Here is a 26,120-nt window from a genome sequence, read left to right on the forward strand (position 1 = left end):
GAAAGCGAAGGACATCACCTTAGCCGCCGCTCTTCGTCAGAACCCCGACAGTCGGATTACAAGTTTGTAATGGGCAACGCCGCCGAAGGCGCCTAGCCTGTGTGCCTGATCAATCGAGGTGTGCCATGCGTTTGCTGGTCGTAGAAGATGAAGCCAAAACCGCGAATTTCCTGGCCAAGGGCCTGGGCGAGTCGGGTTTTGCCGTGGACGTGGCGCTCAATGGTCTCGATGGGCGCTATTTCATCGAGCAGCAGGAATATGACCTGATCATCCTCGACGTGATGCTGCCGGGCCTCAATGGCTGGCAGCTGCTGCAACTGATCCGCCAGCGCGGCGCCACGCCGGTGCTGTTCCTCACCGCCAAGGACGCCATCGAAGACCGCGTGCGCGGCCTCGAACTGGGCGCCGATGATTACCTGCTCAAACCCTTCGCCTTCGCCGAATTGCTCGCGCGGGTGCGCACGTTGCTGCGGCGCGGGCCGCTGCGCGAGGCCGAGTCCTACAGCATCGCCGACCTGGAAATCGACGTGCTACGGCGTCGGGTCAGTCGCGGCGGTCAGCGCATTGCCCTGACCAACAAGGAATTTGCCTTGCTGCAATTGCTCGCCAGCCGTCAGGGCGAAGTGCTGTCGCGCACGCTGATCGCCTCGCAGGTGTGGAACCTGAATTTCGACAGCGACACCAACATGGTCGAAGTTGCAGTGCGGCGTTTGCGGGCCAAGGTCGATGACCCGTACATGCCGAAACTGATCCATACCGTGCGCGGGGTCGGCTATCAGCTGGAGGCGCCCGACGATGCGGTCTAGGTCGATCGCCTGGCGTCTGGCGCTGGCGTTCGCTGTGGTTTGCGCGTTGGTGTTGAGTGCGATCGGTGTGTTTCTCTACCGCTCGCTCGACTCGGAAATCGCCTACCGCGACGACCTCGCGTTGCTCGGCCGTCTGGAGCAGGTGCGCGCCTTGCTCGCCGACAGTGACAGCCTCGGCGCCTTGCAGGCGCGGCCACGTCTCTATCAGAACATGCTCGGTAACCTCGACAGCCTGCTGTTGGTGCGGCGGGCCGATGGCTCGAACGTGATTGCGATCAACCCGCGCCAGCGCGAGCTGCCGCCATTGAACGCAATCGCACGCGAGCAAACGCCGCAGCGTCGCGATGTGCTGACCTGGCAAGCGCCGGACGGCGCCGAGCTGGCGCTGTTGTCCGGTGAAGCCCAAGGGCCGAACGGCGAACCGCTCACCGTGATCGCCGGCAAGGTGCTTACTGAGCGTGAACAGATGCTCGCCAGTTATCGCCTGCGCCTGTACCTGGCCGTCGGGCTTGGCGCGTTGCTGGCGTTCGCGCTGGGCCTGGTTTTGCTGCGCCGTGGTCTGCAACCGTTGCGCCAGTTAAGCGCGGCGGTGCGCGGCATTGATCTGCGCAGCCTCGACCAGCGTCTGCCCGCCAGTGGCACCCCCGCCGAACTGCTCGAACCGGTGCAGGCGCTCAACGGCATGCTCGCGCGACTGGACGACAGCGTGCAGCGGCTGTCGCAGTTTTCCGCCGATCTGGCCCACGAGATCCGCACCCCGTTGCACACCTTGCTTGCCAGCAACGGCCAGGCGTTGAATCACCCGCGCAGCACGGCGGAGTATCAGGAGCTGCTGGCGTCGAACATGGAAGAATTCGAACGCCTCAAACGCATGGCCGAGAACCTGATGTTCCTCGCCCGCGCCGAACAGGCGGAGCGTGCGCTCGACTTGCGCACGCTGGATCTGCACAGCGTCGGCAGCGAGCTGTGCGATTACTTCGAAGCCTTGGCCGATGATCGCCAGTTGCGCCTGGAAAACCGGCTGCACGGCGAACTGTTGGCCGATCAGCAACTGCTGCAACGTGCCCTGGGTAATCTGCTGGCCAACGCGGTGCGTCATGCCGATGAAGGCACACTGATCAGCCTGCGCCGCCACGATGAGCCGGGCGTGTGCTGGTTACAGGTACACAACCACGGCCCGGTGATTGCGCCAGAACATCTGGGCAAACTGTTCGACCGCTTCTATCGCGTCGACCCTTCACGGGCGCAGCCTGGGGATTCCGGTGGGCTGGGGCTGGCGATCGTGCAGTCGATCATGCTGTTGCATGGCGGGCAGGTCAGGGTGAGCAGTGATGCGAGTGGCACAGTGTTTGAGTTGGGTTTTGTCCTGAGCCAATGATGCGCCGTGCAAGTATTCTGAAACTCAGCTAGAGTTTGGTGACTAATGCATCACATGTGATGCATTTCATTGATTTATCTATAAATGCATCGTAAACAGTGCAGGTTTGCGCAATGGAACAGATCGGCGAAGTGATCAGAAGTTTGCGTAAGGCGCGCAAACTCTCCCAGCAGGCACTGGCTCAACAATATGGCATGAGCCGCGCCACCATCTCGGGGATCGAAAACAACACGGTCTCCGAAATCGGCCTGCGCAAGGTTGAGGCGATACTCAACGGCTTCGGTTACGAGCTGGTTGCCGTTCCCCGGAAGTCCAATCGCCCAACCCTCGACGCTCTGCAAAAAGTGAATTTCCATGACTGAAACGCCGGACAGGTTGCAAATCCGTGTAGGTGAGCAGGTGGTCGGGACGCTGGGGCGCGGGCAGATTCGCGACGACAGCGTGTTCAGTTACCGCGAAGACGCCAGCGCTGACAATGCGGTATCGCTGACGATGCCCACTCGCCTGGACAGCTATGGCTGGGAACATGGCATCCACCCTGTCTTCGAGATGAACTTGCCCGAAGGCGCGCTGCGTGAGGAGTTGATGCGGCGCTTCAGTAAAGCCGTGCGTGGCTTCGATGATTTTGCTTTGTTGGCTATCGTCGGCCCCCATCAGCTCGGCCGTCTGGCAATTGCCAGCGCACCGGCGACTGATCAGCCTCCGGCAACATCCCTCAGCGATCTGCTGGTGCACGATGGTGCTCAGGGACTGTTCGAAGACCTGTTACAGACCTATGGTCAGTATTCCGGAGTGTCAGGCGTGCAGCCCAAAGTGCTGGTGCGTGACAGCGCTGCCGCGATTGATCGCCTGACTCATCGGGGCGCGACTCATCTGGTCAAGGCCTTTCGCGCCGAAGAGTATCCGCAGCTGGCAACCAATGAATATTTCTGTATGCGGGCGGCACAGCACTGCGGCCTCGAAGTGCCAACATTCGAGCTCAGCGAGCGCGGCAAATTTCTGGTGGTCGAGCGTTTTGACCTGAGCGATTCGGGGTACCTCGGTTTCGAGGATTTCTGTGTACTGAACGGGTGGCCGTCGAAAGCCAAATACGACGGTTCCTATGAAGGTGCCGCGCGGCAGATCAAGGCATTTGTTTCGCCGCAGTTGCTGGGCTCTGCCCTGGAAGCGTTTTTCAAGATTGTCGCGTTGTCTGCAGGGCTGAAAAACGGTGATGCGCATCTGAAGAACTTCGGCGTGCTTTACGAAGATTGTGCAGAGCAGTCATCCGTCAGGCTCGCGCCGGCGTACGACATCATCACAACGTCGGTTTATATCAAGAGCGACAGCATGGCGCTGCTGCTGGGCGGTTCAAAAGCCTGGCCCAAGTACAAGATGCTGGTGCGGTTCGGTCGTACGGCATGCAACCTGACCGAGGCGCGTTGCAACGAATTACTGCAACAAGTGGCTCACGGCATGCAGATGGCGATCGAGGAAATGGCCAGACACTGCCGCAAGTACCCCGATTTTGCCGAAGTAGGCGAGGCGATGATCGAACAGTGGACTTCCGGCCTGCAACGCAGCTTGATCAAGGGCTGATGTTCAGCGCAACTGATCGCGAAACTGCCCCGGCGTCATCCCCGTCCAGCGCTTGAACGCGCGGCTGAAGCTGCTGGTGTCGGCAAACCCCAGCAGGTAACTGACTTCACTCAACGAACACTGCGGATCGCGCAGGTGCAGCAGCGCGAGGTTTTCGCGGCTCTCGTTGAGCAGCGTGTCGAAGCGACAGCCCTCATCCGCCAGATGCCGTTGCAGGCTGCGCAGGCTCAGGTGCAAGGCCTGGGCGATGCGTTCGGCGCTGGGTTCGCCTTCCGGCAGTTGCTCCTCGATGGCATCGCGCACCTTGCGCTCCCAGGTCAGCGGCTGGAGTTGGGCCATCGTGCGCTTGAGCACCGCTTCGTTGTGTTCGGCCAGTTCCGGGTTGGCGTCGTCGAGGTGGCTGTCGAAGTCGGCGAGGGCAAACTCCAGGCGATCTTCGGCGCAGGAGAAATGCACCGGAGCGCGGAACACTTTGTGCCACTGATGCGCATCGGACGGTTCCGGGCGGCGCAGGTACACCGCCAGCGGCGCGTAATCGCGACCCAGGCGATTGCGGCAGGTACGCACGTAGATCGCGGCAAAGGCATCGATGGCTTCGAAGGCCGGCGCCGGATTGCCTGACGGAATTTTCAGACGAAACAGATAGCGGTCATCGCTGCGGCTCAGCTCCAGTTCCAGTGCATCGCTGACCACCGGGTGATAACGCACGATGCGCTCGAATACCTCACGCAGGCTGCCGCTGGCCACCAGCGCGTAACCCAGCGCATGGAACGTGGTCGGGCTGACGAACCGCGACACTCGCAGGCCGATCGCCGGATCGCCGCTGAACTGTACTGCCAGTTGCCACAGACGCGTGGTGCCGGACAACGGATAACGCGCGTTCGGGTCGTCCATCAACTGCGGATCGAGCCCGGCCTGTTGGCACAGGCCGAGACTGTCCAGCCCCAGCGCATCGAGCTGCTTGCGCAAGGCACGGGTCCAGCTGGCGAGAGAGGTCGGTTCCTTCATGCTGATTGGCGCTTCCGGTCAACAGGTTGGCGTTCACGGCTACCATCAATAAAGCTTTCGCAAGGCAGGATGCGAACATCAATAACCAGAGGATGGAAGCATGGACCGTACTTCTGCAAGTCCCCCGCGACACAATGCTGCCCAGCGATCAGCGCATATTCGCGAAGTGGTGCTGGCCAAGGGCGTCGAGTTGCGTCAGCGCTACCCGATTTTGCAGCACCAGGACGCCCTCGGCGCGGGGATTCTGGCCTTTGCTCTGGCCGGGATGATCGGTTCGGCGACGCTGTACATCACTGGCCACATGGCGTGGTGGGTATGCCTGTTGCTCAACGCGTTTTTCGCCTCCCTGACCCATGAGCTGGAACACGACCTGATCCACAGCATGTATTTCCGCAAGCAGCGCGTGCCGCACAACCTGATGATGGGCCTGGTGTGGCTGGCGCGGCCGAGCACGATCAACCCGTGGATCCGCCGCCATCTGCACCTCAATCACCACAAGGTCTCCGGCACCGAAACCGATATGGAAGAACGCGCGATCACCAACGGCGAACCGTGGGGTTTTGCGCGGCTGCTGATGGTCGGCGACAACGTGATGTCGGCGTTCATCCGCATGCTGCGGGCCAAGACCTGGGCGCACAAAATCAACATCATCAAACGCACGCTGAAGGTCTATGCGCCACTGGCGCTGGTGCATTGGGGGGCGTGGTACGTGTTCCTCGGCTTTCATGCGGCGAATGGCATTGCCTACCTCATGGGTTCGCCGATTGAATGGTCGGCGACCACGCTGTCGGTGATGCAGATGATCGACATCGCGGCGGTGGTGATCATCGGCCCGAACGTGCTGCGCACCTTTTGCCTGCACTTCATCAGCTCGAACATGCATTACTACGGCGACATCGAGGCGGGCAATGTGCTGCAGCAGTGCCAGGTGTTGAACCCTTGGTGGCTGTGGCCGCTGCAGGCGTTCTGCTTCAACTTCGGCAGCAGCCACGGGATTCATCATTTTGTGGTGAAAGAACCGTTTTACATCCGGCAGCTGACCGTGCCGGTGGCGCATAAGGTGATGCGTGAGATGGGCGTGCGCTTCAATGATTTCGGTACGTTTGGGCGGGCGAACCGGTTTGTTCGTCGGGATGAAGTGGTAGCGGAGGAGGCGCGTACGGCTCAGGCTTGATGGTGAATTTGCGGGCCTCTTCGCGAGCAAGCCCGCTCCCACAGGGGAACGCATTTCAACTGTGGGAGCGGGCTTGCTCGCGAAGGCACCGGATCAGGCAACCTCAATCCGGCTGAAATGGCGAAGCACTGAGAATCACCCCGGTCTCCTCCACATACTGCTGCCAATGCCCGATCAGGGTGCTGAGCTTGTCCGGCTGACTCGACGCCAGATCATGAATCTCACCCGGATCGCTGCTCAGGTCGTAAAGCTGCCAGGTCGCCGGCCCCACCGGCCCGGGGATCCACACGGCTTTCCACGACCCTTGGCGAATTGCCCGCCGGCCAAACAACTCCCAACCAGTCACGGTGTGTTCGTCATGCACCTGCGCCGTCTCGCCAGACAAAAAGCCCAGCCATGATTTACCGCGCAGCGGCGCCACCGGTTTGCCGTGCCATTGCTTGCCCGGATGGCGCACGCCGGCCAGATCGAGAATGGTCGGGGTAATGTCCATCACCGTGCCAAAGCCGTGGCTGATCTGCCCTTTGATCGGCAGTTGCGGATAGTGCAGCAGCGCCGGTACGCGAATCCCGCCTTCGGTGGTGAACGCCTTGAACAACCGTGACGGTGCGGTCGCCACCTGCGCCCAGCTCGGCCCGTACCACACGTAGGAATTGGCGCGGCCGATGTTGTCGAGGCTGTTGTCGTAATGCTGATTGAGGTAGGTCAGCAGTTCCGGGCCGAACTTGGGAAACGCCTCCAGCAGTGCGCCCTCGGCACCGTTGTCGGACATGAACAGGATGAAGGTGTTATCGAGTTGGCCCTGCTGGCGCAGGTAATCGACCACCCGGCCGATGTTCCAGTCCATGCGCTCGACCATGGCCGCGTAGACCTCCATGGCCCGCGCGGAAATCTGCCGTTGCTCATCACTCAGCGAGTCCCATTGCGCATTCAGTTGAATCAGCGGATGCGGCTCGACATCCGGCTCGATCAGGCCCAGCGCCTTGAGTTTTTCCAGGCGCTCCAGACGCAAGACTTCGGGACCGGCGTCGTAGCGACCACGGTATTTTTCGACGATGTCGGCCGGTGCCTGCAACGGCCAGTGCGGTGCGGAGAAGGGCAGATAAGCGAAGAATGGCCGGCTCTGATCGCGCTCCTTGAGATACTGCAGCAGCTTGTCGCCGAAGGCGTCCGACGAGTAGAAATCCTTGGGCAGCTCATCGATAAAGGTGTCGTCTTCGATGTACAGCGCCGGAGTCGATTTCAGCAGGCCAGGGGTGTGTTCATCGTAGGTCGGCTCGAAACCATAGTGGTTGGCCGCACCCGGCAGCAACGAAAACGAACGCTCGAAACCGCGGGCCTGCGGCGCCAGTTCAGCAGTCAGGCCGAGGTGCCATTTGCCGCTCATCAAGGTTTGATAACCGGCCTCGCGCAGCAGCTCGGGCAGGGCCACAACGCGGTCGTTGAGGTAGCCTTCGTAACCCGGTTTGCCGATCAGCTCCGGGGTCAGCGCTTCGGCCATGGTGCCGATGCCGGCGATGTGGTGGTCGGTGCCGGTCAGCAGCATCGAGCGGGTTGGCGAGCAGGTCGGTGCGGTGTGGAAATCGGTCAGGCGCAGGCCGTTGTTGGCCAAGGCATCGAGGTTCGGCGTGGCGATTTCGCCACCGAACGCGCCGATGTCGGAAAAGCCGAGATCGTCGGCCAGAATCACCAGAAAGTTGGGGCGTTGCGGCATCGAAAAGCTCCTCTCAGCAGGCAATGAACGACAGCGGCAGATCGCGGATCTGGACCGGCAGGCTCGGTTGGTAATGGTCGTCACTGGTCAGTTCGTGCAGCAGCTCTTCACGCAACTGATGGAAGTCGAAACTGCTGCGCTGACGCGGGTGCGGCAGGGCGATATCGACCACTTGCTTGATCCGCCCCGGACGCGGCTCCATCACCACCACGCGGTCGGCCAGAAAGATCGCTTCTTCGACGTCGTGGGTGACGAGGATCGTGGTGATTTTTGCCCGGTCGCGGATCGCCAGTAGTTCGTCCTGCATCTGCTGACGGGTCAACGCATCAAGGGCGCCGAACGGTTCGTCGAGCAGCAGGATCCGTGGGCTGGCGACCAGTCCGCGAGCAATCGCCACGCGCTGGGCCATGCCGCCGGAGAGCTGGTGCGGATAGGCGCGGGTGAAATCGTGCAGGCCGACCAGATCGATGAAATCGTTGATGCGCTGCTGCTTTTCGGCGGTGCTCAGCGGCTCGTTGACCAGGCCCAGACCGATGTTGTCGGCCACCGTCAGCCACGGGAACAGCCGATGCTCCTGAAACACGATGCCGCGCTCGCCGCCGATGCCGCTGACCGCTTTGCCATCGACGCTGATCTGCCCGCGAAACTGCGTATCCAGACCCACCAGCAAACGCAGCAAGGTGGATTTGCCGCAACCGCTGGACCCGACGATGGCGACAAATTCGCCCTCGGCGATGTCGAGGTTGAATTCGCGAATCGCCTCCAGTTCGAAACCGTCGACGTCGAAGGATTTGCCTACGTGGGTGAAGCTGACAATCGGTGCGTTCATGCGTGTCTCCAGCGAGTAGCGCGAATTTCCAGGCGTTGGCCGATGAGGTTGAGCAGGGCGCCGGTGAGGCCGACCAAAAGCATCGCGGCCATGATCAGGTCCATGCGCAGCAGTTGTTGGGCGCCGATCATTTGGCTGCCGATGCCGCCGTTGGACGGCATGAAATATTCGGCGCCGATGGTGCCGAGCCAGGCGTAGATCAGACTCAGGCGCAGCCCGGCGAAAATCCCCGGCGCCGCACCCGGCAGCACCAGACGACGCAGGCGCTGGCCGAGGCTCAGGCGCAGCACCTGCGCGGCTTCGTTGAGTTGTGGCGAGAGGTTGGCGACGCTGCGCTGGGTGGCGATGAACAGCGGGAAAAACGCGGCGAGGGCGACGAACACCCACTTCGCCAATTCACCCAATCCGAACCACGCGGTGAGCAGCGGCACCCAGGCGAAAATCGCGATCTGGCGAATGGCGGCGAGAGTCGGGCCGAGCAGCCGTTCGCTGGTGCGCGACAGACCCAGCAACAGGCCGAGGGCGAAACCGAGTCCGCCGCCCAGCAGCAACCCGCCAAGGGTACGACCGAGGCTCAAGGCCATGCCGCTGATCAGCGTGCCGTCGAGCAGACCGTTCCTGGTCGTTTCCAGTACCGCCAGCGGGCTGACCAGGATGTTCGCATCGACCCACTGCTGATCGCTCGCCACTTGCCAGACGCCAATCAGGCCCAGTGGCAACAGCCACGGTTGCAGCCGCTGCCAGCCTTCATGGCGCGGGCCACGACGGATTTCCGCAGTCGCCGGGTGCGGCCAGTGCACCAGTTTGCGGTCGAGAAAACCGATGCCGCGATCCATCGCGACACCGAGCACACCGATGACGACGATGCACACGAACACGATGTCGAGCATGAACAGTTGCCGTGCCCAGACCATCAGGTAACCGATGCCTTCGCTGGACGCCAGCAGCTCCACCGCCAGCAATGAAGTCCAGCCGGCGGCCAGGGCCAGACGTACGCCGGCCATGAACGCCGGCAGCGCGGCAGGCAACACCAGACGCCGGATCAGCAAGTACGACGGCAGGCGCAGTACGGCGGCGGCTTCGCGCAGTTTCGGTTGCGCATCACGAACGCCGACCAGGGTGTGCAGGGTCACCGGCACCACGATGGCCTTGATCAGCACCACCAGTTTCAGCACTTCGCCGATGCCGAAAAACACCATGAACAGCGGAATCCACGCCAGCGTCGGTACCTGTGCCAGACCGGCGAACGTCGGGAAGACCAGGCGTTCGAGACGCCGGCTGAAGCCCAGCGCGGCACCCAGCAGCGCACCAGCTGAGATCCCTGCCAGCAAGCCCCAGAGCAGACGTTGCAGGCTGATCCACAAATGACTCCACAACTCGCCCTGGGACAGCTCGATGGCGCTGTTCCACACCAGCGATGGCGCCGGCAGGATCTGCTCGCTCATCCATTGATTGCGTGCGGCCAGCCACCACAGAGCGAACAGGCTGATCGGCAACAGCCATGGCAACAGACGTTGGTTGAGGCTCGGCCACGCGCGCCGGCTTTTCAGAGGTGGCGCGGGCAGCGGCAGGCTGAGCAGGGAATCACGGGCCATGGGTGACCTCCGTTGTCGGGTTGCATGGCGAACCGCTGTGCCTGTGTGGGAGTGGGCTTGCTCACGAAGACGGAGTGTCAGGCACCGATGATGGTGAATGACACGGCCTCTTCGCGAGCAAGCCCGCTCCCACAATTGGCTAGCGGTGTATGCAAAATCGATCTATAAAAATTCAAATCAATTCTATTGAGAGATAAGCCAGACCATTTAAGGCTCGCAGCGCGACGCGCATCCAATGCATTTGAAGAATATTTTCGATGCTGTTAATGCATACGCGCTGCAGCCCGCGTTGTTGCTTGCTTAGCGTTAATGGTTATAAAAATGTGCATTTATAGTATTTAAGCGAAGGTCTTGCTTCGGCCTACTTTCGGCTCCTCAACGCCTGTCGTGATCAAGGAGCCGTACCCATGAACTTTCCCTTCAAACGAGTCTTCAGTCTGTTTGCCATTCCGGCACTGGCGGGCCTGTTGGCGATTACCGCGCAGGCCGACGAGCTCAAGGAAATCAGGATCGCTGTGCCCGACCTGAGCGCCGGCACCCAGCACAGCGGCGGCGGTGTGGTGGATGTGCTGCGTGATCAGCAGATCTTCGAAAAAGCCTTCGCCGATCAGGGCATCAAGATTCAGTGGAGCTTTTTCAAGGGCGCCGGGCCGGTGATCAACGAGGCGTTTGCCAATGGTCAGGTCGATCTGGCGTATCTGGGCGACCTCGCGGCGATCATCGGCAAGTCCAATGGCCTCGACACGCGTTTGCTCAGCGCCAGTGCGCGCGGGGTGAAACAGTATCTGGGCGTGGTGCCGGGGTCGGGGATCAAGACCCTGCAGGATCTGAAAGGCAAGCGCGTGGCGATCTTCCGTGGCACCGCCACGCAGTTGTCGTTTGATGCGGCGTTGGCCAGTCAGGGCTTGAGCGAGAAGGATCTGAAAGTGATCAATCTCGACTTCAGCGGCGCGGTCGCGGCCTTGGCGGCGAAACAGATCGACGCGTCGTGGGGCAGCTCAGGGCTGACGGCACTGCAAGCCAAGGGGCTGGCTGAATTGCCGCTCAATACCAAGGATCTGGGTGGCGCCGGCAGTGTGCAGTCAGTGCTGGTCGGCACCGGCAAGTTCGTCGACGGGCACCCGGAGGTCGTGGCAAAACTGCTCAAGGCGCAGCAGCAGGCGGTTGAGTGGCTGACTCGGGACAGCAACAAGGACGCTTATGTGCAACTGGTGTCGGGGCTGGCGAGTTATCCACCGGTGATCCTGACCCAGGATCTGGCGGATCAGAAACTCAGCGAAGTGTTCCCGTCGACGCTGGACCCGGTGTTCCTCGGCAAGTTGCAGGATTCGGTGGACCTGGCGGCGCAGCAGAAGCTGATTCGCAAGCCGTTCAAGGTCAGTGATTGGGTAGCGCCTGAATTGGCGGCGGCCAAGCTCTGAATCTCCAGTGTCTGGACGGGCCTTTTCGCGAGCAAGCCCGCTCCCACAGTGGATCGGCGTGAATACAAAACTGTGTTCACCACAATCCCCTGTGGGAGCGGGCTTGCTCGCGAAGGCGTCCTCAAACCGCGACGCTGACTTCCTGCTTATCCACCGCCACCAACGTTTCGATCATCGCTCTTGCTGCCGGCGACAAGCGAAATCCTGTGCGACTGACAATCCCGCAGCGCGCGTTCATGCTCTCCAGATTCTGCGGCAGATTGCGCCAGTGCAGCAGCGCCAGTGAACCCTGGGCAATATCCTCGTAAAACGCCTCTTCCGTACCGATGCCGATGGCATTCGATTGCAGCACCACTTTCACCAGCGCCGGGAAATGCTCGGTCTCGATGGTCGGCGAAAAATCGATCCGGCCGCTGAGGTTCGCCAGCAGTTTGCGAATCCCCGGCGGGATCAATGTGGTCGCCAGCGGGTAGTCGAACATGTCGTTGGTCGACAGGCTTTCCTTGGCCAGCAGCGGGTGCCCGGGACGGCAGAAAAACACCCCGCGCTTGGGCGTCAGGGCCTGGGTCTGGAAGTTCGGGTCGGCTTCGAAGTGGCGGATGTCGGCGATGAAGAATTCGATCTCTTCACGGCTCAGCGCACGGCTGAGTTTTTCCCAGTTATCCACCTGAAAACAGGTGCGCACTTTCGGGTGCGCGTTGATGAATTGCGCCACCGCATCCGGCACCAGTTTCACCGCCGGGGCCGGGCCGCAGCCGAAGTGCAGTTCCCCGGCATCAAGCTTGGTCATCTGCGTCACTTCCGCGCTGAGCAGCGCCGCGCCTTGCACCAGGGTCAGGGCGTGTTGCAGCACCACCTGGCCTTCGGGCGTCGGGCGCAGATCCTTGTTGCCGCGATCCACCAGCACGCAGCCGAACTCTTGCTCCAGCCCTTGAATGCTGCGGCTGAACGCCGGTTGAGTGATGCCCATCGCGTCTGCCGCACGGACAAAACTGCGGTGTTCGTTGAGGGCGATGAAGTAGCGCAACTGGCGAAGATCCATATGCTTTTCCGGCATCCTAAAAATAGCTCGAAGGCATTTGCGACGAGGGTTGCTTGAGGTTTTAAATGCAAGCTCTTATTCCGTCAACGAAGCATGTGAATATCTATTAGATGTAAATGGAATATAGATAGAGCGATGTTTCGCTGCCGCCTAACCGCAAGCAGTCGATGAGGGTCTACCCATGAGCAATGCCGCACTCGCTGTAAAACCTGCTGTCCACGCGCTGGAAATCCATCCGGTGGCCGGCCGTATCGGCGCCGAGATCCGTGGTGTGCACCTGTCCGGAGAACTGGACGCCGCCACCGTCGAAGCCATTCAGCAGGCGCTGATCCAGTACAAGGTGGTGTTCTTCCGCGAGCAGACCCAGCTCGACGATCAGCGCCAGGAAGCCTTCGCCCATCTGCTCGGCGAGCCGGTGGCACATCCGACCGTACCGGTGCGCGAGGGCACACGCTATCTGCTGGAACTGGACGGGGCCGAGGGCCAGCGCGCCAACTCCTGGCACACCGACGTGACCTTCGTCGACGCCTACCCGAAAGCCTCGATCCTGCGCTCGGTGGTGGCGCCGGCCTTCGGTGGCGACACCCTGTGGGCCAACACCGCGACCGCGTACAACGAACTGCCGAGCGAACTGCGCGAGCTGGCGGACAAACTGGTCGCCGTACACAGCAACGAATACGACTACGCCGGGGCCAAGCCAGACGTGTCGGCGGAGAAGTTGGAGCGCTACCGCAAGGTCTTCACCTCGACCGTCTACGAGACCGAGCATCCGGTGGTGCGTGTGCATCCGATCAGCGGCGAGAAAAGCTTGCTGCTGGGGCACTTCGTCAAACGCATCAAGGGGTATTCGCAAGCCGATTCGGCGCACCTGTTCGGCCTGTTGCAGAGCCATGTGATTCGTCAGGAAAACACCGTGCGCTGGCGCTGGAAGGCCGGTGATGTGGCGATCTGGGATAACCGTTCGACTCAGCATTATGCGATTGATGATTACGGCACTCAGGATCGTATCGTGCGGCGGGTGACGCTCAAGGGTGAAGTGCCGGTTGGGGCTTCGGGGCAGCGTAGTCAAACCATCAAAGGTGCCGAGCTCGTCGGCGTCTGATCGGGCCTCTTCGCGAGCAAGCCCGCTCCCACAGTGGAAATGTGTTGAACACAGTGGATGTGAACGACACAGAACCCTGTGGGAGCGGGCTTGCTCGCGAAGCTCTTTCACCAAACTCCAATCTGCACGACTTTCTCGGTCTCCGGCTCGCCATAGCGAAACCGCTGCCCGCGCAGATCGATCTCCTGATGACTGATCGTGGTCCGCCGCTTCAAGCCGCGTACCCACTCGAACAGATATCCCGCATGCTCCTCGCGCACTGCAGCGTAATCAGGATCATCACCCAGATCGCGCAACTCCTGCGGATCATTCAGCAGATCAAACAACTGCGGCCGGAAGCCGTCGTACGCCAGGTATTTCCAGCGCTCGCTGCGCACCATGGTCATGCGGCAGCGGTCGATCGGCTGGCCAAGTCGCTCGCGTGCCGGGGCCTGAAAGGCGTAGTCGTATTCGCTGATGGCGTAGCGGCGCCAGTCGGGATTTTCTCCGTGTAAAAGCGGGATCAGCGAGCGTCCTTCCAGCCGATGCTCGGCTTTCGGCAAGCCCAGTGCCTGCAGAAATGTCGGCAATGCGTCGATGGTTTCTGCCAGCCGCTTATCCACCGTGCCCCGAGTGATGTCCGCCGCGGCGCGCGGGTCGCGCACGATCAGGGGCACGCCCACTGCCTGTTCCAGCAAAAACTCCTTCTCGCCCAGCCAGTGGTCGCCGAGAAAGTCGCCGTGATCGCTGGTGAACACGATCAAGGTGTCATCCCAACGACCGTTGCTCTGCAGAAAATCGAATAGCCGCCCGAGTTGGTCATCCACCTGCTTGATCAGGCCCATGTAAGTGGGGATTACATTCAATCGTACTGAGTCCCGGGAGAAGTTGAGGCTTTCCTCATGCTGGCGAAACGCCGTGTATACGGGGTGTTTGCTGGCTTCGGAGGGCGTCGCGCGGACCGCTTCGAGAATCGATTTCGTACTGTACAAGGCGTGGTATGGCGCCGGTACGATGTAGGGCCAATGCGGTTTGATGTAGGAGAGGTGTAAACACCAGGATTTCTCACCTTGCTCGGTGATGAAGTCGATGGCTCGATTTGTAGTGTAGACAGTCTCTGAGAACTGCTCGGGAATTCGCGCTGGCAAATGCGCATGACGCATGTGCCAGCCGCTGAGGATTTCGCCGTTCTCGCCTTCGGCGGCGTTGGCCCAGTCGTGCCAGGGATTGCGCCCGTCGAAGCCCTGCTCGCGCAGGTAATGGGTGTAGGGTGCGGATTCGCGTTTGTCGTCGAACAGCGGGTCGTTGGGGAAGATTCCGTCGTGGCGGAAGTACGGCTCGAAACCGACCTCGTTGAGCACTTCGGCCTGCGCGCTGTCCGGGTTGATCGCCAGACGCTGCAAGGCGTCGACATTGGCCGTGGCGTGGGTCTTGCCGACCAGCGCGGTGCGGATGCCGTGGGGGCGCAGGTAGTCGCCGATCGTCAGTTCTTCCAGCGGCAACGGCACAGCGTTCCATGCGACCTGATGGCTGCTGACGTAGCGTCCGGTATAGGCCGACATCCGCGACGGGCCGCAGATCGTGCCCTGGGTGTAGGCACGGCTGAAGCGCACGCCAGCGGCGGCCAGGCGATCGATGTTCGGCGTGTGCAGATGCGGATGACCGTAACAGGACAGGTAATCGCGGCGCAGCTGATCGCACATGATGTACAGGACGTTGCGCACAGGGTTTTGCGGGGTGGGCATGGGGTTCACCGGTCAGAAGGACAGGCGAGGGTTGTCGCTTTCGGCAGGGGTGTTCGGCAAGTGCATTTGGGGAATGGGTTTTATGCAGTGGATGCATCGGTGTGAGTGGCGACGCCTTCGCGAGCAAGCCCGCTCCCACAGGAGTACGCATTCCAAATGTGGGAGCGGGCTTGCTCGCGAAGGCAGTGGCTCAGACGGCAAAATTCTCCAGCGAACACACCTCATCATCCACCGCATCAATCGCCTTGATCTGCTCAATCATCGCCTCGGCCAGCGGCGACAACCGATACCCCGCCCGACTGACAATCCCGTAGCGGGTGTACAGCTCTTCCAGATCATCCGCCAGACCCTCGATCCGCAAACACACCAGCTCACCCTTGGCCTGATGCAGCGCATCTGAATACGCCCCGACAATCCCGATCGCCTCCGAACGTAGTACCACGCTGAGCAGGCTGGAACTGTTTTCGCATTCGACATTGGGGGTGAAATCCGGGCGACCGCTGAGGTCGACGATGACCTTGCGCAGGTTCGGCGGACGAATGCTCACCGCCAGTGGATAGCTCATCAATTGCTCGGCCGTGACTCGTTCAAGAGCGGCCAGCGGATGCCCGGCACGGCAACAGAAATGCCATTTGCGCGGCCGCAAGCGGTACGTCAGGTAATCCGGATCGGCTTCGAAGTGTCGGGTGTCGGCGACGAAGAATTCGAATTCCTCACTGAGCAGGCGTTTGCTCAGGCTCTGCCAGTCATCGACCTGAAATTGCACCCGCGCTTTCGGGTAGCGCCCGATGAACGCGCCGATCGCGCGCGGGATCAATCCGGCCGCCGGCGCCGGGCCGCAACCGAAGCGCAGCTCGCCCGCCTCCAGGCCATTGAACTGACTGATCTCGTTGGCCATCTGCTGCGCGCCGCTGACCAGTCGCCGTGCATGTTCGAGCAGCACTTGGCCCTGTTTGGTCGGCGGCAGGTCCTTGCGCCCGCGATCGACCAACTGACAGCCGACGCTGTGCTCCAGCGCCTGAATGCTGCGGCTGAACGCCGACTGCGACAGGTTCACCGCCTGCGCGCCGGCGACGAAGCTGCGTTGTTCGGCGAGGGCGATGAAGTGTCGAAGTTGGCGCAAGTCGATATGCATTTTTCACATAAAAAATATCCGGGAAATGCATTGGATATGCATTAGGTCGACTCCTTATAAAGGCAATCTCTTATGCAGTAAATATTTGTAAATCCATAAATAAATAACTGAAAAGAATATGCAGCGCTGAAGATGTCTGTGTGTTTTTTGACCAGGAGCCGCGCCATGAGTCCGTTGAACCTTGCGTCACCCTTAACGCCACGACGGCTCAAACGCCTGCCTCTGGCCCTGTTGCTGGCGGGGAGTGCCAGCTGGACTCACAGCTACGCCGCCGACGCCGAGACCCCGCCGCCAGCTCCCGCCGGTAAACCCGCGGCCCACAGCTCGCAGCTGGAAACCGTGACCGTTACCACCCGCCGTCGCGAGGAAAGTTCGCAAGATGTGCCGACGCCGATGAGCGTGGTCAGCGGCCAGACCCTGGAAACCCAGCGGGTCTACCGGATTCAGGATTTGCAGCAACTGGTGCCGAGCGTCAACGTCGCCTACATGCACGCGCGCCAGTCCAGCGTGTCGATTCGTGGCCTGGGCAACAACCCGGCCAGCGACGGCCTGGAAGGCAGCGTCGGTCTGTACATCGACAACGTGTATCTGGGCCGTCCGGGGATGGCGGTGTTTGACCTGATGGACATCGAACAGCTTGAAGTCCTGCGCGGGCCTCAGGGCACGCTGTTCGGCAAGAACACCACCGCCGGGGTGATCAACATCAGCACCCGCGCACCGACGTTCACTCCTGAACGCAGCATCGAAACCTCGTTCGGCGAGGACGGCTACTTCCAGACCAAGGGCACGATTTCCGGGCCGATCAACGATGAACTGGCCGGGCGCTTTTCGGCCTATCGCACCCGCAGCGACGGCGATATAAAGAACGAATACAACGGCCATGACCTGAACGGAGGCTCGCGCGATGGCTTCCGCGCGCAGTTGCTGTTCAAGCCCAACGAAGATTTCAATCTGCGCTGGATCGGCGATTACAACGAAGAGGACTCCAGCGCCGGCACCCGCGTGCTGTACAACACCGGGCCGACCATCAATGGCGTCAACCTCTATCAATCGCGGGCCAATGCGGCCGGTGCGACGCTGGTCAACGGCTCGCACCGCAAGGTCAATCTGGACAACGACCAGCACGTCACCGTGCATCAGGGTGGCACGTCGGTGGAGGCCAACTGGACGCTGCCGAGCGATTTCACCCTGACCTCGATCAGCTCGTATCGCTTCTGGAATTTCACCCCGGCCAACGACGACGGTCTCAACGTTGCGGCGACTTACAACGCCGGGGTTTCGGTCGAAGACAAACAGTACTCGCAGGAATTCCGCCTGGCCTCGCCCAAGGGCGAGTTCTTCGACTACGTGGTGGGCGCGTACTACTTCGGCTCGGATCTGGACAACAAATCCTTCGCCTATTACGGCCCGCAGGCCGACATCTGGAACGGCACGCCACGCGGTGCCCTGGCCAACGTCGGCAGCGTCGGCAACGGCCACATCAAGACCGACAGTTTCGCCCTGTTCGCCCAAGGCACCTGGCACCTCACTGAGCGCCTGGACTTCACCGCCGGGGTGCGTGGCACCTATGAAGAGAAGAACGCCTGGGTCACCCGCGATGCGCCGGTCGGTGGCGCCACTGTCACCGGTGCAGCGGCCACGGCACGCCGCGGACGCACTGGCGCCTACGATTCCGGCGATCTCAATCAGTACAGCTCAAGCCCCTCCGGGTTGCTTAACCTCAGCTATCGCATCACCGATGATCTGCTCGGTTACGCCACGCTGTCCCACGGCGAAAAATCCGGTGGGGTGAACCTTGCGGTGGGTTCGGCGCCAACCGCCGGCGCCGACTCGCTGCTGATTGGCACCGAGCGCGCCAACAACGCCGAACTCGGTTTCAAAAGCACCCTGTGGGATCGGCGTCTGCAACTCAACGCCAACGTTTTCTGGACTCAGGTCAACGCTTACCAGACCAACGCCTACGACGACGTCAACCGCGTGCAATACCTGACCAACGCCGGCTCGGTGCGCTCGCGCGGCGTCGAAATCGAAAGCACGGTGATCCCGTTGCGCGGCCTGACGCTGAACTTCAACGGCTCGTACAACGACGTCAGCTACCTCTCGTACAAAGATGCGCCATGCCCGCCGGAAGTCAGCCAGGCACCGGGCGCACCGGCGTCCTGCGACCTCAGCGGGCACCAGGTGGTCGGCGCGTCGAAATGGATCGGCAACGCCAACGGCAAATACGAATGGAATCTGGCCAACGGTCTGCAACCCTACGTCACCGGCAGCTACGCGTTCCGCTCCAAAGCGGTGGGCACGGTCGAAGATTCCGACTACGGGCAGATCCCGAGCTACGCGGTGGTCAACCTGTCCACCGGTCTGCGCGGCGATTTCAATCAGGGCCAGTGGGACGTTTCGCTGTGGCTGAAGAACGCCTTCGACAAGACCTACTACACGACCCTGTGGACCGGCGGCAACGGCGGTTATGAAGGCCTGCTCGGTACGCCGCGCACCCTCGGCGTTACCGGTCGCTACGACTTCTGATCTGTCATTCAAGGAGCTGCATCATGTTGCCAGGCAAAACCGCTTTAGCGCTGTTGTTATCCGGCGCAGCGTTGAGTACCTCGGTGTTCGCCGCACCCAGCGTGTACCCGACCGGCGTCACCCGCTACGACCCGAACAAGGCGTTCAACCAATACGTGATTTTCAGTGGTGCCGACAAGCAGACGCACCTGATCGACATGAACGGCAACGAGGTGAAAACCTGGCCGCAGGCGGGGTTTCCGTCGGCGATCATCGACCCACAACTGGTCGGTGGCGAGCGCGGGCATGTGCTGTTGCAACTGAGCGACAAGGATCCGGGCAAGCTCGGCTCCGCCGGTAACGGCCTGGGCAATCAGAGCGTCGGCGAGCTGGACTGGAACGGCAAAGTGGTCTGGCAGTGGGGCGACAAGGCGCCCGGCGGCGCAGCGCAGCAACACCATGATCAGCGGCGCCTGAGCAACGGCAACACCGTGGTGCTGGCGAACAAGGTGCATAAGGTCAAAGGCTTCAAAGTCCCTGAGGTGATCGACGATGCAATCTATGAAGTCAGCCCCGACGGGCAGGTGAAATGGCAGTGGCTGGCCTCGGAACACCTCAACGAGTTCGGCTTCACCCCGGAGCAACTGAAACTGGTACGCGCCAGCGACAACCCGGATTACCTGCACATCAACAACCTGAGCGTGGTCGGGCCGAACAAGTGGTTCGATGCCGGGGACAAGCGCTTCAATCCAGACAACCTGTTGCTCGATTCACGCAACGCCAACTTCATCGCGATCATCGACAAACACAGCGGCAAAGTGGTCTGGCGCCTCGGCCCGAACCTGCCGCTGATCAACCCGAAAACCGCACAGAAACTGCCGCGTCCGGTGGATCAATTTGTCGGCCAGCACGACGCGCACATCATCCCTGTCGGGCTGCCCGGTGCGGGCAACCTGCTGGTGTTCGACAACCAGGGTTCGGCGGGGTATCCGAACGTCACCCTCGGGCTGATTTCCGGCTCGCGAGTGCTGGAAATCGACCCGCAGAAAAATGAAATCGTCTGGCAGTACAGCGCGGCGAATTCGAAGCAGCCGGGGTGGGCGTTCTATAGCTCGTTCATCAGCAGCGCGCGACGTTTGCCCAACGGCAATACGCTGATCGACGAAGGCATGAACGGGCGCTTTTTCCAGGTCACGGCCGGCGGCGAAAACGTCTGGGAATACGTCAGTCCTTATCTGGGTAAAGCACCGGGCAGCGACGCGATCAGCAACTGGGTCTATCGGGCGTTGCCCGTGAGTTACGACTGGGTGCCGAAGGGTACGCCGCGCTCCGAGACCGCCGTGATTGCCCCGACATCGGCAGTGCAGCAGACCAGTGCCAGTCGTTAGTTGAAAAGGAATTAATGCTCGAATGAATGGCGATAAGTTATGTGCGGTTTGAATACTGCTTATTGCAATTTCGTTGAAAAGTCGCGTGGACAATAAGTGAATGGCCAACCATCCTGAGTGTCGTGAGTTTCCAGGAGGGAACTTGCTCTCATCGGAAGACACTTATCCAACGATAAAGGAAATCACGTTATGTCGAGCATTAATGGAACTTATGTAAACGCTAACGCTGGCGCCAAACTGACGATTACCGATGGCAACGACTCCAACGGCACCTTCAGCGGCAAGTTGAACCAGAACGGCGTGAACTACGACATCACCTACGGGCATTACCATTTCCAGAACAGCACCGGGCAGCCTACGATCATCACCTTCGCGGCTCTGAATGACGGCACAGGTTATCAATCCTGGGCGCTGTTCTCGCCGGATCACAACTATTCGAAAGTTCGTGCTGCGGGTTCGCGCACCAACTTTGATGGTGATGTTGTTAATCTGGCTGGAGAGTTTGTTAAGCAGTAATTTTGTGTCACAAAAAAGCCGTCATGCTATTTAGCCTGGCGGCTTTTTTCTTACATGAAATAAGTCATTTTCATGTTGGTTGTGCTTCCTGTGGATGACAGCGTTTGCTGGCGTCTGATTCTAAGCTCGCGGTGAACTCAATCATTCGAGCAGGACGCTTACATGCAAAACGCGCTTTATTCCAACACCCTCGATGGGCCCTCTCTGACCATTGTCGATTCCGATGACCGCACCGGGGTCTTCGGCGGCACGTTGCATCACCAAGGCATCAACTACGGCATTGTCAGTGGCCGTTATGCCAGCCTCAACGGCTACCAGCCGCCAACCGTGGTCACGCTGATTGCCAATAACCAGGATCACGGTTATTTCGCCCTGACCCTGTTCTCGCCAAGTCGCGGCACTCATGAACTGCAGGGGCACTGCGTGCGCGTTACCTATGACGGCGTGGTCAGCAGCCTGCCGGGCGACTTCGTTCGCCACGCATGAGGCGCAGCCAGCGCCAGATTTCTTCTCAAACACAAGCAAGGATGCTGCACATGTCCACGATCAATGGCGTTTATCGTCATGAACCTTCAGATACAACCTTGACCCTGACCGAGGGCGATGACCGCACCGGCAGTTTCACCGGCACGTTGTCCGTGTCCGGCACCGATTACCCGATCGCATTTGGCAATTTTCATTTCAGGCATGGCTTTTCAACAGGCCCGGTCGCTATCTCTTTCAATACGCTGACGGTCGATGGCACGGCGCAAGCCTGGGTGATGTTCTCGCCCGATCAGGCCTACACGCGCTTGCGGGCAATGGGCAGCGCGGCGGACATGATGGGCAACACCGGGTTGAATGGCCTGGAATTCATCCGGCAAAACCGCTGAAGAAGCGCGAAATGAGCGGGTTTCGCATGCCTTCGCCGAATATTTTTCATGCTTGAAAAGCATTGTAAATTCAGCCCTCGGCGCCAGGCCTTGCAGGCCGTGGCTTCGCGACAATCTGCGAAAACTGATATTCGTAAAAAATCTAAACACATCGATAAAAGTTACTTTCGGAGATAAGCGATTGCTCCAATGATTCACCCAACGACCGGCCGCCCGGGGGATGTTTGCGGCGACCGGTCGGGTACTTCGCAAAGAGACCGCAGGGAGTGAATCAATGGGCAATGTCCAGACCGCCGCCAGCGCACAGGAATTGCTGTGGCGTCAGACGCCGAGTGGCGAATTGGTCGATCTCGGCCGGCCGCATCGTGTGCCGCTGGGGCAGTTGCGTTTGCAGCGTGCACCCAAGGGCATTCTGAGCCGCCGTGAAACCATTCTGCTCGGCGTGCTGGCGCTGCTGGTGCACGGTGCGGTGATCTACTGGATCAACCAGCATCCGACGCCGGCGTTGCCGATCGTGCCGCCGGAAATTCCGCCGATGACCATCGAGTTTTCGCGGCCGGCGCCACCCGCGCCACCAGTGGTCGAACCGCCGCCACCGGCACCGGTGGTTGAGCCACCGCCGCCGGTTGAAGACGAGTTGGCGGTGAAGCCTCCGCCACCCAAACCGATTCCCAAACCCAAGCCGAAACCGGTGGCCAAACCGGTGCCGAAACCGGCGCCCAAAGCTGTTGAACAACCGCCCGCGCCGCCGCAACCGGCCGCTCCGGTTGCCGCCCCGGCACCGCCCGCCCCACCGGCTCCCGCGCCAGTGACACCGGCCTCGGCCAACGCCGCGTATTTGAAGAACCCGGCGCCGGAATATCCGTCGCTGGCCCAGCGTCGCGGCTGGGAAGGCACGGTGTTGTTAAGGGTGCACGTGTTGGCCAATGGCAAGCCGGGTGAAATTCAGATTCAGAAAAGCAGTGGTCGGCAACAGCTCGACGATGCGGCACTCAATGCCGTCAAACAGTGGAGCTTCGTGCCGGCCAAGCAGGGTGATGTCGCCCAGGACGGCTGGGTCAGCGTGCCCATCGATTTCAAGATTCATTAAACCGAAACCTATTCGCGCTAAATGTTTACACGAGGGAATACATCATGACGTTACTGGCCTCTCCACTGGAATCCATCGAAAGCGCGGTGATCTGGCTGCTGGTGGTTTTTTCCGTTGCCACCTGGGGACTGGCGCTGCTCAAGGCTGTGCAGTTCGGTCGTCTGAAGGCGCAGGATCGCAAGTTTCATAAACGTTTCTGGGCGGCGTCGAGTCTGGATTCCGCCGCTGAGTTGAGCGAAACCCAGCCTGGTGCTGCGGCACGAGTCGCTCAGGCCGGTTACGCGGCGATTCAGGTGGGTGAGGCGCCGCAGGCCAATGACCTGAGCCAGGCGATCAACCATCAGGATCGATTGGAGCGTGCCCTGCGTCAGCAGATCGTCCGTGAACGCCGTTCGCTGGAAACCGGTCTGGCAGTGGTCGCAAGTATTGGCAGCACCTCGCCGTTTATTGGCCTGTTCGGCACGGTGTGGGGAATCATGGAGGCGTTGAAAGGCATCAGCGCGGCAGGCTCGGCGAGCCTGGAAACGGTCGCCGGTCCAATCGGTGCGGCACTGGTCGCCACCGGTGTGGGGATCGCCGTCGCGGTACCGGCGGTGCTGGTTTACAACTACTTTTTGCGGCGTCTGAAACTGACGGCGGCGGACCTGGATGACTTCGCCCATGACTTCTACAGCCTGGCGCAGAAGAGTTCGTTTCGCGTGCTGATCCACCCGACTGCAAACAAGGTAGCGGCACCGGGCAACGCAACAAAAGTGAAGGAGGCGTCCTGATATGGCCTTCTCCACGCAAGACAGCGACGAGGTGCTGAGCGAGATCAACGTGACGCCGCTGGTGGACGTGATGCTGGTGCTGCTGGTGGTGTTTATCGTCACCGCGCCGCTGCTGACCAACGCAATCCCGATCAACCTGCCGAAGACCGAAGCGGTAGCACCGGTCGAGCAGAAAGATCCGCTGGTGGTGAGCATCGACGGCGCCGGCAAACTGTTTATCAACAAGGATGAAATCCAGCCGGACTTGCTGGAATTCAACCTCAAGTCGGCCAAGGCCAAGGACCCGGAAGTGCGCGTGCAATTGCAGGCCGACGACGGGGTGAACTACGGCGAAGTGGCGCGGGCCATGGCTTCGATCGAGCGGGCAGGGATTACCAAATTGTCGGTGATCACCGCGCGGTAACAGGATTTACGTTTTTCCGGGGCCGTCTCCTTGGCAGGGTGCGGCCCTTTTTTTATTTCTGGAATAGAAAACAAAGCCCTCACCCTAGCCCTCTCCCAGAGGGAGAGGGGACTGATCTAGGTGTTTGGTAGACGTACGCTGACGTGGGATATCTAGTCGAACTCAGGATTTGAAAAGCTCAAAAATTAGCTCCCTCTCCCTCGGGAGAGGGCTGGGGTGAGGGGTAAAGGATTTAAAGTCGTACACAAATCATATATTCAATTTAGGTCTTAATAAATAGCTTCTTATTCCTTAACGAATATAAATCCCGTCCCTATACTCGATCAGGAACAGACACGACGCAGGAGAGCTCCCCATGCGCAACGAATCAATCCGCTACCTGATTGTGCCGGGCTGGCAAGGATCGCCAGAAGATCATTGGCAAACCCACTGGCAGAACAGCCTGCCCAACAGCGCACGCGTGGAGCAGGCCGACTGGCTGACACCGCGTCGTGAAGACTGGGTTGCGGCGCTGGCCGAAGCGATTGCCGCCGACAGCACGCCGGTGATCCTGATTGCTCACAGCCTGGGTTGCATCACCGTTGCGCATTGGGCTGCCACCGCGCCCGTGCAATATCTGCGTCAGGTGCGCGGTGCGTTGCTGGTCGCACCTGCCGATGTCGAGCGTCCGGCCTGCGCGCCTGCGTTGCGCAATTTCGCGCCGATCCCGACCGATCTGTTGCCGTTCCCCAGCCAGGTGGTCAGTTCCGACAACGACGCCGCCGTCAGCGCCCCGCGTGCCCTGGAGCTGGCGCGCAACTGGGGCGCCGAAGCGGGGATTCTTGCCGGAGCCGGGCACATCAACGTCAAGTCCGGGCATCAGCGTTGGGAGCAGGGTTTCGCTTATCTGTATCGCCTGCAGAACCGTATGGAACACCACGCCCGGCGTCGCGCTTGAACCTTTTTCTTTTCTGAACGCCCCCGTCTGCCGGCGGTTCTGGGCGGGAGTCTGCCATGAGTTTCGAAACGTTCGGTCAGCCGTTGCTGACCTTTCCCGATGCGGAAAAAAGTCCCCTGAGCATTCGCGCCAAGGCGCTGGTGTTCGTCGATCCCCGGTCCCGCCAGTTGCGCGAAGAACTTGAGCACCTGGCGCCGCGTGCCATCTCGGTATTGATCCGCGGCGAGACCGGCACCGGCAAAGAATTGCTCGCGCGCCACATCCACCGTGCCAGTGATCGCAGTGGTCTGTTCGTCTCGGTCAATTGCGGCGCGATCAGTCCGACCTACGCCGATGCCGAGCTGTTCGGCTATGCCGCCGGCAGCTATACAGGTTCGGCGAGCAGTCGGGCCGGCTGGTTCGGTTCGGCCAACGGCGGCACCTTGTATCTGGATGAAATCGGCGATCTGCCGTTGCCGATCCAGATCAAACTGCTCGCCGCCCTGGAAAATCATGAAGTCACCCGCGTCGGCGCACATCAGCCAAGCCCGGTGGATGTGCGGCTGGTGGCGGCAACCAGCATCGATCTGGCGCAAGCAGTGGACGCGGGGAAATTTCACGAACGGCTCTACCACTACCTCAGCGAAGGGCAGCTGGAATTGCCGGCCCTGCGCGAGCGGATTGGCGACATCCTGTCGCTGGCGGAGTATTTCCTTGGCATCTACAGCCAGCGCCTGGATCTGCCGGTGCCATTGATCAGCGAAGCGGCGCAGCACCTGCTGGAGCGACACAGCTGGCCGGGCAACACCCGCGAGCTGGAAAACGTCATTCACTTTGCGCTGTTGGTCAGCACTGGCGACGAAATCCTCCCGGAGCACCTGAACCTGCCCGAGGTGTCTGGGCCGCAGCTTCAGATCGAACGACTGGTAGCACAAATCAATATTGGCGGTAGCGTTGACGAACGTAAGGCTTTGAAAGATCTGCTGATTGGTTTGAGCCAGCAGTTGTAGCCGTTTGCTTCTGTATGAACGAAATGGAATATCAAAGTGAATAAACGTTATTGTGCGGGAATAAAAAATCCCGGTATTGTCCGCTTCACGCCAGAGATAGCACTTCACTGGCACTCGTATTAATAGCCGTCGCCATTCGCGACC

At 60.6% G+C, this 26,120-nt stretch carries 24 protein-coding genes; 17 read left to right on the top strand and 7 right to left on the bottom strand.

Features of this window, described 5'->3' with window-relative positions:
- The first annotated feature begins 125 nt into the window (after positions 1 to 125).
- The 4 genes from J1G18_RS21100 (at position 126) to J1G18_RS21115 (ending at position 3,762) form a co-directional block, all read left to right on the top strand.
- Entirely contained in the window at positions 126 to 806 is a 681-nt protein-coding gene (locus J1G18_RS21100) for a heavy metal response regulator transcription factor (protein WP_027611153.1), read from the top strand.
- The gene (locus J1G18_RS21105) at positions 796 to 2,184 is read left to right on the top strand and encodes a heavy metal sensor histidine kinase (RefSeq protein ID WP_223008394.1); all 1,389 of its coding nucleotides are present in this window, start codon (positions 796 to 798) and stop codon (positions 2,182 to 2,184) included. The genes J1G18_RS21100 and J1G18_RS21105 overlap by 11 nt, the downstream gene beginning before the upstream one ends.
- Positions 2,185 to 2,297: 113 nt before the next feature.
- Positions 2,298 to 2,546 (top strand): helix-turn-helix domain-containing protein, encoded by a 249-nt coding sequence (locus J1G18_RS21110; RefSeq protein WP_103368632.1) that lies wholly within the window; start codon positions 2,298 to 2,300, stop codon positions 2,544 to 2,546.
- Positions 2,539 to 3,762 carry a type II toxin-antitoxin system HipA family toxin gene (locus J1G18_RS21115; RefSeq protein WP_134785160.1) on the top strand — a complete coding sequence of 408 codons (1,224 nt, stop codon included), beginning with the start codon at positions 2,539 to 2,541 and terminating at the stop codon, positions 3,760 to 3,762. The genes J1G18_RS21110 and J1G18_RS21115 overlap by 8 nt, the downstream gene beginning before the upstream one ends.
- Before the next feature lie 3 nt (positions 3,763 to 3,765).
- Here J1G18_RS21115 and J1G18_RS21120 read toward each other — a convergent pair whose 3' ends face one another.
- A complete protein-coding gene (locus J1G18_RS21120) occupies positions 3,766 to 4,770 on the bottom strand; it encodes an AraC family transcriptional regulator (protein ID WP_007963478.1) in 1,005 nt (334 codons plus the stop codon).
- 100 nt (positions 4,771 to 4,870) lie between these two features.
- Here J1G18_RS21120 and J1G18_RS21125 point away from each other — a divergent pair, with 100 nt between their 5' ends.
- Positions 4,871 to 5,944, top strand: a complete 1,074-nt coding sequence (locus J1G18_RS21125) for a fatty acid desaturase (protein ID WP_098966615.1) — start codon at positions 4,871 to 4,873, stop codon at positions 5,942 to 5,944.
- A 103-nt stretch (positions 5,945 to 6,047) separates the two neighbouring features.
- On the opposite strand, the gene J1G18_RS21130 is transcribed toward J1G18_RS21125, so the two are convergent.
- The 3 genes from J1G18_RS21130 to J1G18_RS21140 are packed head-to-tail and all read right to left on the bottom strand — an operon-like array spanning position 6,048 to position 10,082.
- Positions 6,048 to 7,658: an arylsulfatase gene (locus J1G18_RS21130; protein WP_223008395.1), complete on the bottom strand. Its 1,611-nt coding sequence runs from the start codon at positions 7,656 to 7,658 to the stop codon at positions 6,048 to 6,050.
- Between the two features lie 13 nt (positions 7,659 to 7,671).
- Entirely contained in the window at positions 7,672 to 8,487 is an 816-nt protein-coding gene (locus tag J1G18_RS21135) for an ABC transporter ATP-binding protein (RefSeq protein WP_139053629.1), read from the bottom strand.
- Entirely contained in the window at positions 8,484 to 10,082 is a 1,599-nt protein-coding gene (locus J1G18_RS21140) for an ABC transporter permease (protein WP_223008396.1), read from the bottom strand. The genes J1G18_RS21135 and J1G18_RS21140 overlap by 4 nt, the downstream gene beginning before the upstream one ends.
- A 407-nt stretch (positions 10,083 to 10,489) precedes the next feature.
- Here J1G18_RS21140 and J1G18_RS21145 point away from each other — a divergent pair, with 407 nt between their 5' ends.
- Positions 10,490 to 11,503: an ABC transporter substrate-binding protein gene (locus J1G18_RS21145; protein ID WP_210556892.1), complete on the top strand. Its 1,014-nt coding sequence runs from the start codon at positions 10,490 to 10,492 to the stop codon at positions 11,501 to 11,503.
- A 121-nt stretch (positions 11,504 to 11,624) separates the two neighbouring features.
- Here the strand turns inward: J1G18_RS21145 and J1G18_RS21150 are convergent, their stop codons facing one another.
- The gene (locus J1G18_RS21150) at positions 11,625 to 12,545 is read right to left on the bottom strand and encodes a LysR family transcriptional regulator (protein WP_045122247.1); all 921 of its coding nucleotides are present in this window, start codon (positions 12,543 to 12,545) and stop codon (positions 11,625 to 11,627) included.
- 181 nt (positions 12,546 to 12,726) lie between these two features.
- On the opposite strand from J1G18_RS21150, the gene J1G18_RS21155 reads away from it, so the two are divergent.
- Positions 12,727 to 13,647 carry a TauD/TfdA dioxygenase family protein gene (locus tag J1G18_RS21155; RefSeq protein ID WP_134785166.1) on the top strand — a complete coding sequence of 307 codons (921 nt, stop codon included), beginning with the start codon at positions 12,727 to 12,729 and terminating at the stop codon, positions 13,645 to 13,647.
- Positions 13,648 to 13,754: 107 nt separating this feature from the next.
- On the opposite strand, the gene J1G18_RS21160 is transcribed toward J1G18_RS21155, so the two are convergent.
- Positions 13,755 to 15,371: an alkaline phosphatase family protein gene (locus J1G18_RS21160; protein WP_223008397.1), complete on the bottom strand. Its 1,617-nt coding sequence runs from the start codon at positions 15,369 to 15,371 to the stop codon at positions 13,755 to 13,757.
- Positions 15,372 to 15,561: 190 nt separating this feature from the next.
- The gene (locus J1G18_RS21165) at positions 15,562 to 16,506 is read right to left on the bottom strand and encodes a LysR family transcriptional regulator (protein WP_135294725.1); all 945 of its coding nucleotides are present in this window, start codon (positions 16,504 to 16,506) and stop codon (positions 15,562 to 15,564) included.
- Between the two features lie 165 nt (positions 16,507 to 16,671).
- Between J1G18_RS21165 and J1G18_RS21170 the strand changes: the two genes are divergently transcribed.
- The 10 genes from J1G18_RS21170 (at position 16,672) to J1G18_RS21215 (ending at position 25,976) form a co-directional block, all read left to right on the top strand.
- Complete coding sequence (locus J1G18_RS21170) at positions 16,672 to 19,032, top strand: TonB-dependent receptor (RefSeq protein ID WP_223008398.1); 2,361 nt, start codon at positions 16,672 to 16,674, stop codon at positions 19,030 to 19,032.
- Positions 19,033 to 19,055: 23 nt separating this feature from the next.
- Positions 19,056 to 20,399, top strand: coding sequence for an aryl-sulfate sulfotransferase (locus tag J1G18_RS21175; RefSeq protein ID WP_134785169.1), 1,344 nt, complete (start codon positions 19,056 to 19,058; stop codon positions 20,397 to 20,399).
- Between the two features lie 189 nt (positions 20,400 to 20,588).
- On the top strand, positions 20,589 to 20,915 hold the full coding sequence (locus tag J1G18_RS21180; protein WP_098966630.1) for a hypothetical protein: 327 nt from the start codon (positions 20,589 to 20,591) through the stop codon (positions 20,913 to 20,915).
- A gap of 162 nt (positions 20,916 to 21,077) precedes the next feature.
- A complete protein-coding gene (locus J1G18_RS21185) occupies positions 21,078 to 21,401 on the top strand; it encodes a hypothetical protein (protein WP_007963450.1) in 324 nt (107 codons plus the stop codon).
- 50 nt (positions 21,402 to 21,451) lie between these two features.
- Positions 21,452 to 21,787, top strand: a complete 336-nt coding sequence (locus J1G18_RS21190; RefSeq protein ID WP_210556877.1) for a hypothetical protein — start codon at positions 21,452 to 21,454, stop codon at positions 21,785 to 21,787.
- A gap of 274 nt (positions 21,788 to 22,061) precedes the next feature.
- A complete protein-coding gene (locus tag J1G18_RS21195) occupies positions 22,062 to 22,877 on the top strand; it encodes an energy transducer TonB (protein ID WP_097086849.1) in 816 nt (271 codons plus the stop codon).
- A gap of 44 nt (positions 22,878 to 22,921) precedes the next feature.
- Positions 22,922 to 23,647: a MotA/TolQ/ExbB proton channel family protein gene (locus J1G18_RS21200; RefSeq protein WP_096797442.1), complete on the top strand. Its 726-nt coding sequence runs from the start codon at positions 22,922 to 22,924 to the stop codon at positions 23,645 to 23,647.
- 1 nt (position 23,648) lies between these two features.
- Complete coding sequence (locus J1G18_RS21205; RefSeq protein ID WP_003220570.1) at positions 23,649 to 24,050, top strand: ExbD/TolR family protein; 402 nt, start codon at positions 23,649 to 23,651, stop codon at positions 24,048 to 24,050.
- A gap of 355 nt (positions 24,051 to 24,405) precedes the next feature.
- Complete coding sequence (locus tag J1G18_RS21210) at positions 24,406 to 24,987, top strand: alpha/beta hydrolase (protein WP_003220572.1); 582 nt, start codon at positions 24,406 to 24,408, stop codon at positions 24,985 to 24,987.
- Between the two features lie 56 nt (positions 24,988 to 25,043).
- Complete coding sequence (locus J1G18_RS21215) at positions 25,044 to 25,976, top strand: sigma 54-interacting transcriptional regulator (RefSeq protein ID WP_003220574.1); 933 nt, start codon at positions 25,044 to 25,046, stop codon at positions 25,974 to 25,976.
- Positions 25,977 to 26,120 lie beyond the last annotated feature (144 nt).

This window comes from Pseudomonas sp. MIS38 (assembly GCF_019891575.1).
Taxonomy (GTDB): Bacteria; Pseudomonadota; Gammaproteobacteria; order Pseudomonadales; family Pseudomonadaceae; genus Aquipseudomonas; species Aquipseudomonas putida_A.

What these genes read in the sequence shown, in the direction of transcription:
- J1G18_RS21115 (WP_134785160.1), top strand. Translation starts at nt 2,539, where the DNA reads ATGACTGAAACGCCGGACAGGTTGCAAATCCGTGTAGGTGAGCAGGTG.
- J1G18_RS21125 (WP_098966615.1), top strand. Translation starts at nt 4,871, where the DNA reads ATGGACCGTACTTCTGCAAGTCCCCCGCGACACAATGCTGCCCAGCGA.
- J1G18_RS21190 (WP_210556877.1), top strand. Translation starts at nt 21,452, where the DNA reads ATGTCCACGATCAATGGCGTTTATCGTCATGAACCTTCAGATACAACC.
- J1G18_RS21150 (WP_045122247.1), bottom strand. Translation starts at nt 12,545, where the DNA reads ATGGATCTTCGCCAGTTGCGCTACTTCATCGCCCTCAACGAACACCGC.
- J1G18_RS21175 (WP_134785169.1), top strand. Translation starts at nt 19,056, where the DNA reads ATGTTGCCAGGCAAAACCGCTTTAGCGCTGTTGTTATCCGGCGCAGCG.
- J1G18_RS21170 (WP_223008398.1), top strand. Translation starts at nt 16,672, where the DNA reads ATGAGTCCGTTGAACCTTGCGTCACCCTTAACGCCACGACGGCTCAAA.
- J1G18_RS21135 (WP_139053629.1), bottom strand. Translation starts at nt 8,487, where the DNA reads ATGAACGCACCGATTGTCAGCTTCACCCACGTAGGCAAATCCTTCGAC.
- J1G18_RS21165 (WP_135294725.1), bottom strand. Translation starts at nt 16,506, where the DNA reads ATGCATATCGACTTGCGCCAACTTCGACACTTCATCGCCCTCGCCGAA.
- J1G18_RS21100 (WP_027611153.1), top strand. Translation starts at nt 126, where the DNA reads ATGCGTTTGCTGGTCGTAGAAGATGAAGCCAAAACCGCGAATTTCCTG.
- J1G18_RS21200 (WP_096797442.1), top strand. Translation starts at nt 22,922, where the DNA reads ATGACGTTACTGGCCTCTCCACTGGAATCCATCGAAAGCGCGGTGATC.
- J1G18_RS21155 (WP_134785166.1), top strand. Translation starts at nt 12,727, where the DNA reads ATGAGCAATGCCGCACTCGCTGTAAAACCTGCTGTCCACGCGCTGGAA.
- J1G18_RS21160 (WP_223008397.1), bottom strand. Translation starts at nt 15,371, where the DNA reads ATGCCCACCCCGCAAAACCCTGTGCGCAACGTCCTGTACATCATGTGC.
- J1G18_RS21145 (WP_210556892.1), top strand. Translation starts at nt 10,490, where the DNA reads ATGAACTTTCCCTTCAAACGAGTCTTCAGTCTGTTTGCCATTCCGGCA.
- J1G18_RS21205 (WP_003220570.1), top strand. Translation starts at nt 23,649, where the DNA reads ATGGCCTTCTCCACGCAAGACAGCGACGAGGTGCTGAGCGAGATCAAC.
- J1G18_RS21130 (WP_223008395.1), bottom strand. Translation starts at nt 7,658, where the DNA reads ATGCCGCAACGCCCCAACTTTCTGGTGATTCTGGCCGACGATCTCGGC.
- J1G18_RS21120 (WP_007963478.1), bottom strand. Translation starts at nt 4,770, where the DNA reads ATGAAGGAACCGACCTCTCTCGCCAGCTGGACCCGTGCCTTGCGCAAG.
- J1G18_RS21140 (WP_223008396.1), bottom strand. Translation starts at nt 10,082, where the DNA reads ATGGCCCGTGATTCCCTGCTCAGCCTGCCGCTGCCCGCGCCACCTCTG.
- J1G18_RS21210 (WP_003220572.1), top strand. Translation starts at nt 24,406, where the DNA reads ATGCGCAACGAATCAATCCGCTACCTGATTGTGCCGGGCTGGCAAGGA.
- J1G18_RS21110 (WP_103368632.1), top strand. Translation starts at nt 2,298, where the DNA reads ATGGAACAGATCGGCGAAGTGATCAGAAGTTTGCGTAAGGCGCGCAAA.
- J1G18_RS21185 (WP_007963450.1), top strand. Translation starts at nt 21,078, where the DNA reads ATGCAAAACGCGCTTTATTCCAACACCCTCGATGGGCCCTCTCTGACC.
- J1G18_RS21180 (WP_098966630.1), top strand. Translation starts at nt 20,589, where the DNA reads ATGTCGAGCATTAATGGAACTTATGTAAACGCTAACGCTGGCGCCAAA.
- J1G18_RS21195 (WP_097086849.1), top strand. Translation starts at nt 22,062, where the DNA reads ATGGGCAATGTCCAGACCGCCGCCAGCGCACAGGAATTGCTGTGGCGT.
- J1G18_RS21105 (WP_223008394.1), top strand. Translation starts at nt 796, where the DNA reads ATGCGGTCTAGGTCGATCGCCTGGCGTCTGGCGCTGGCGTTCGCTGTG.
- J1G18_RS21215 (WP_003220574.1), top strand. Translation starts at nt 25,044, where the DNA reads ATGAGTTTCGAAACGTTCGGTCAGCCGTTGCTGACCTTTCCCGATGCG.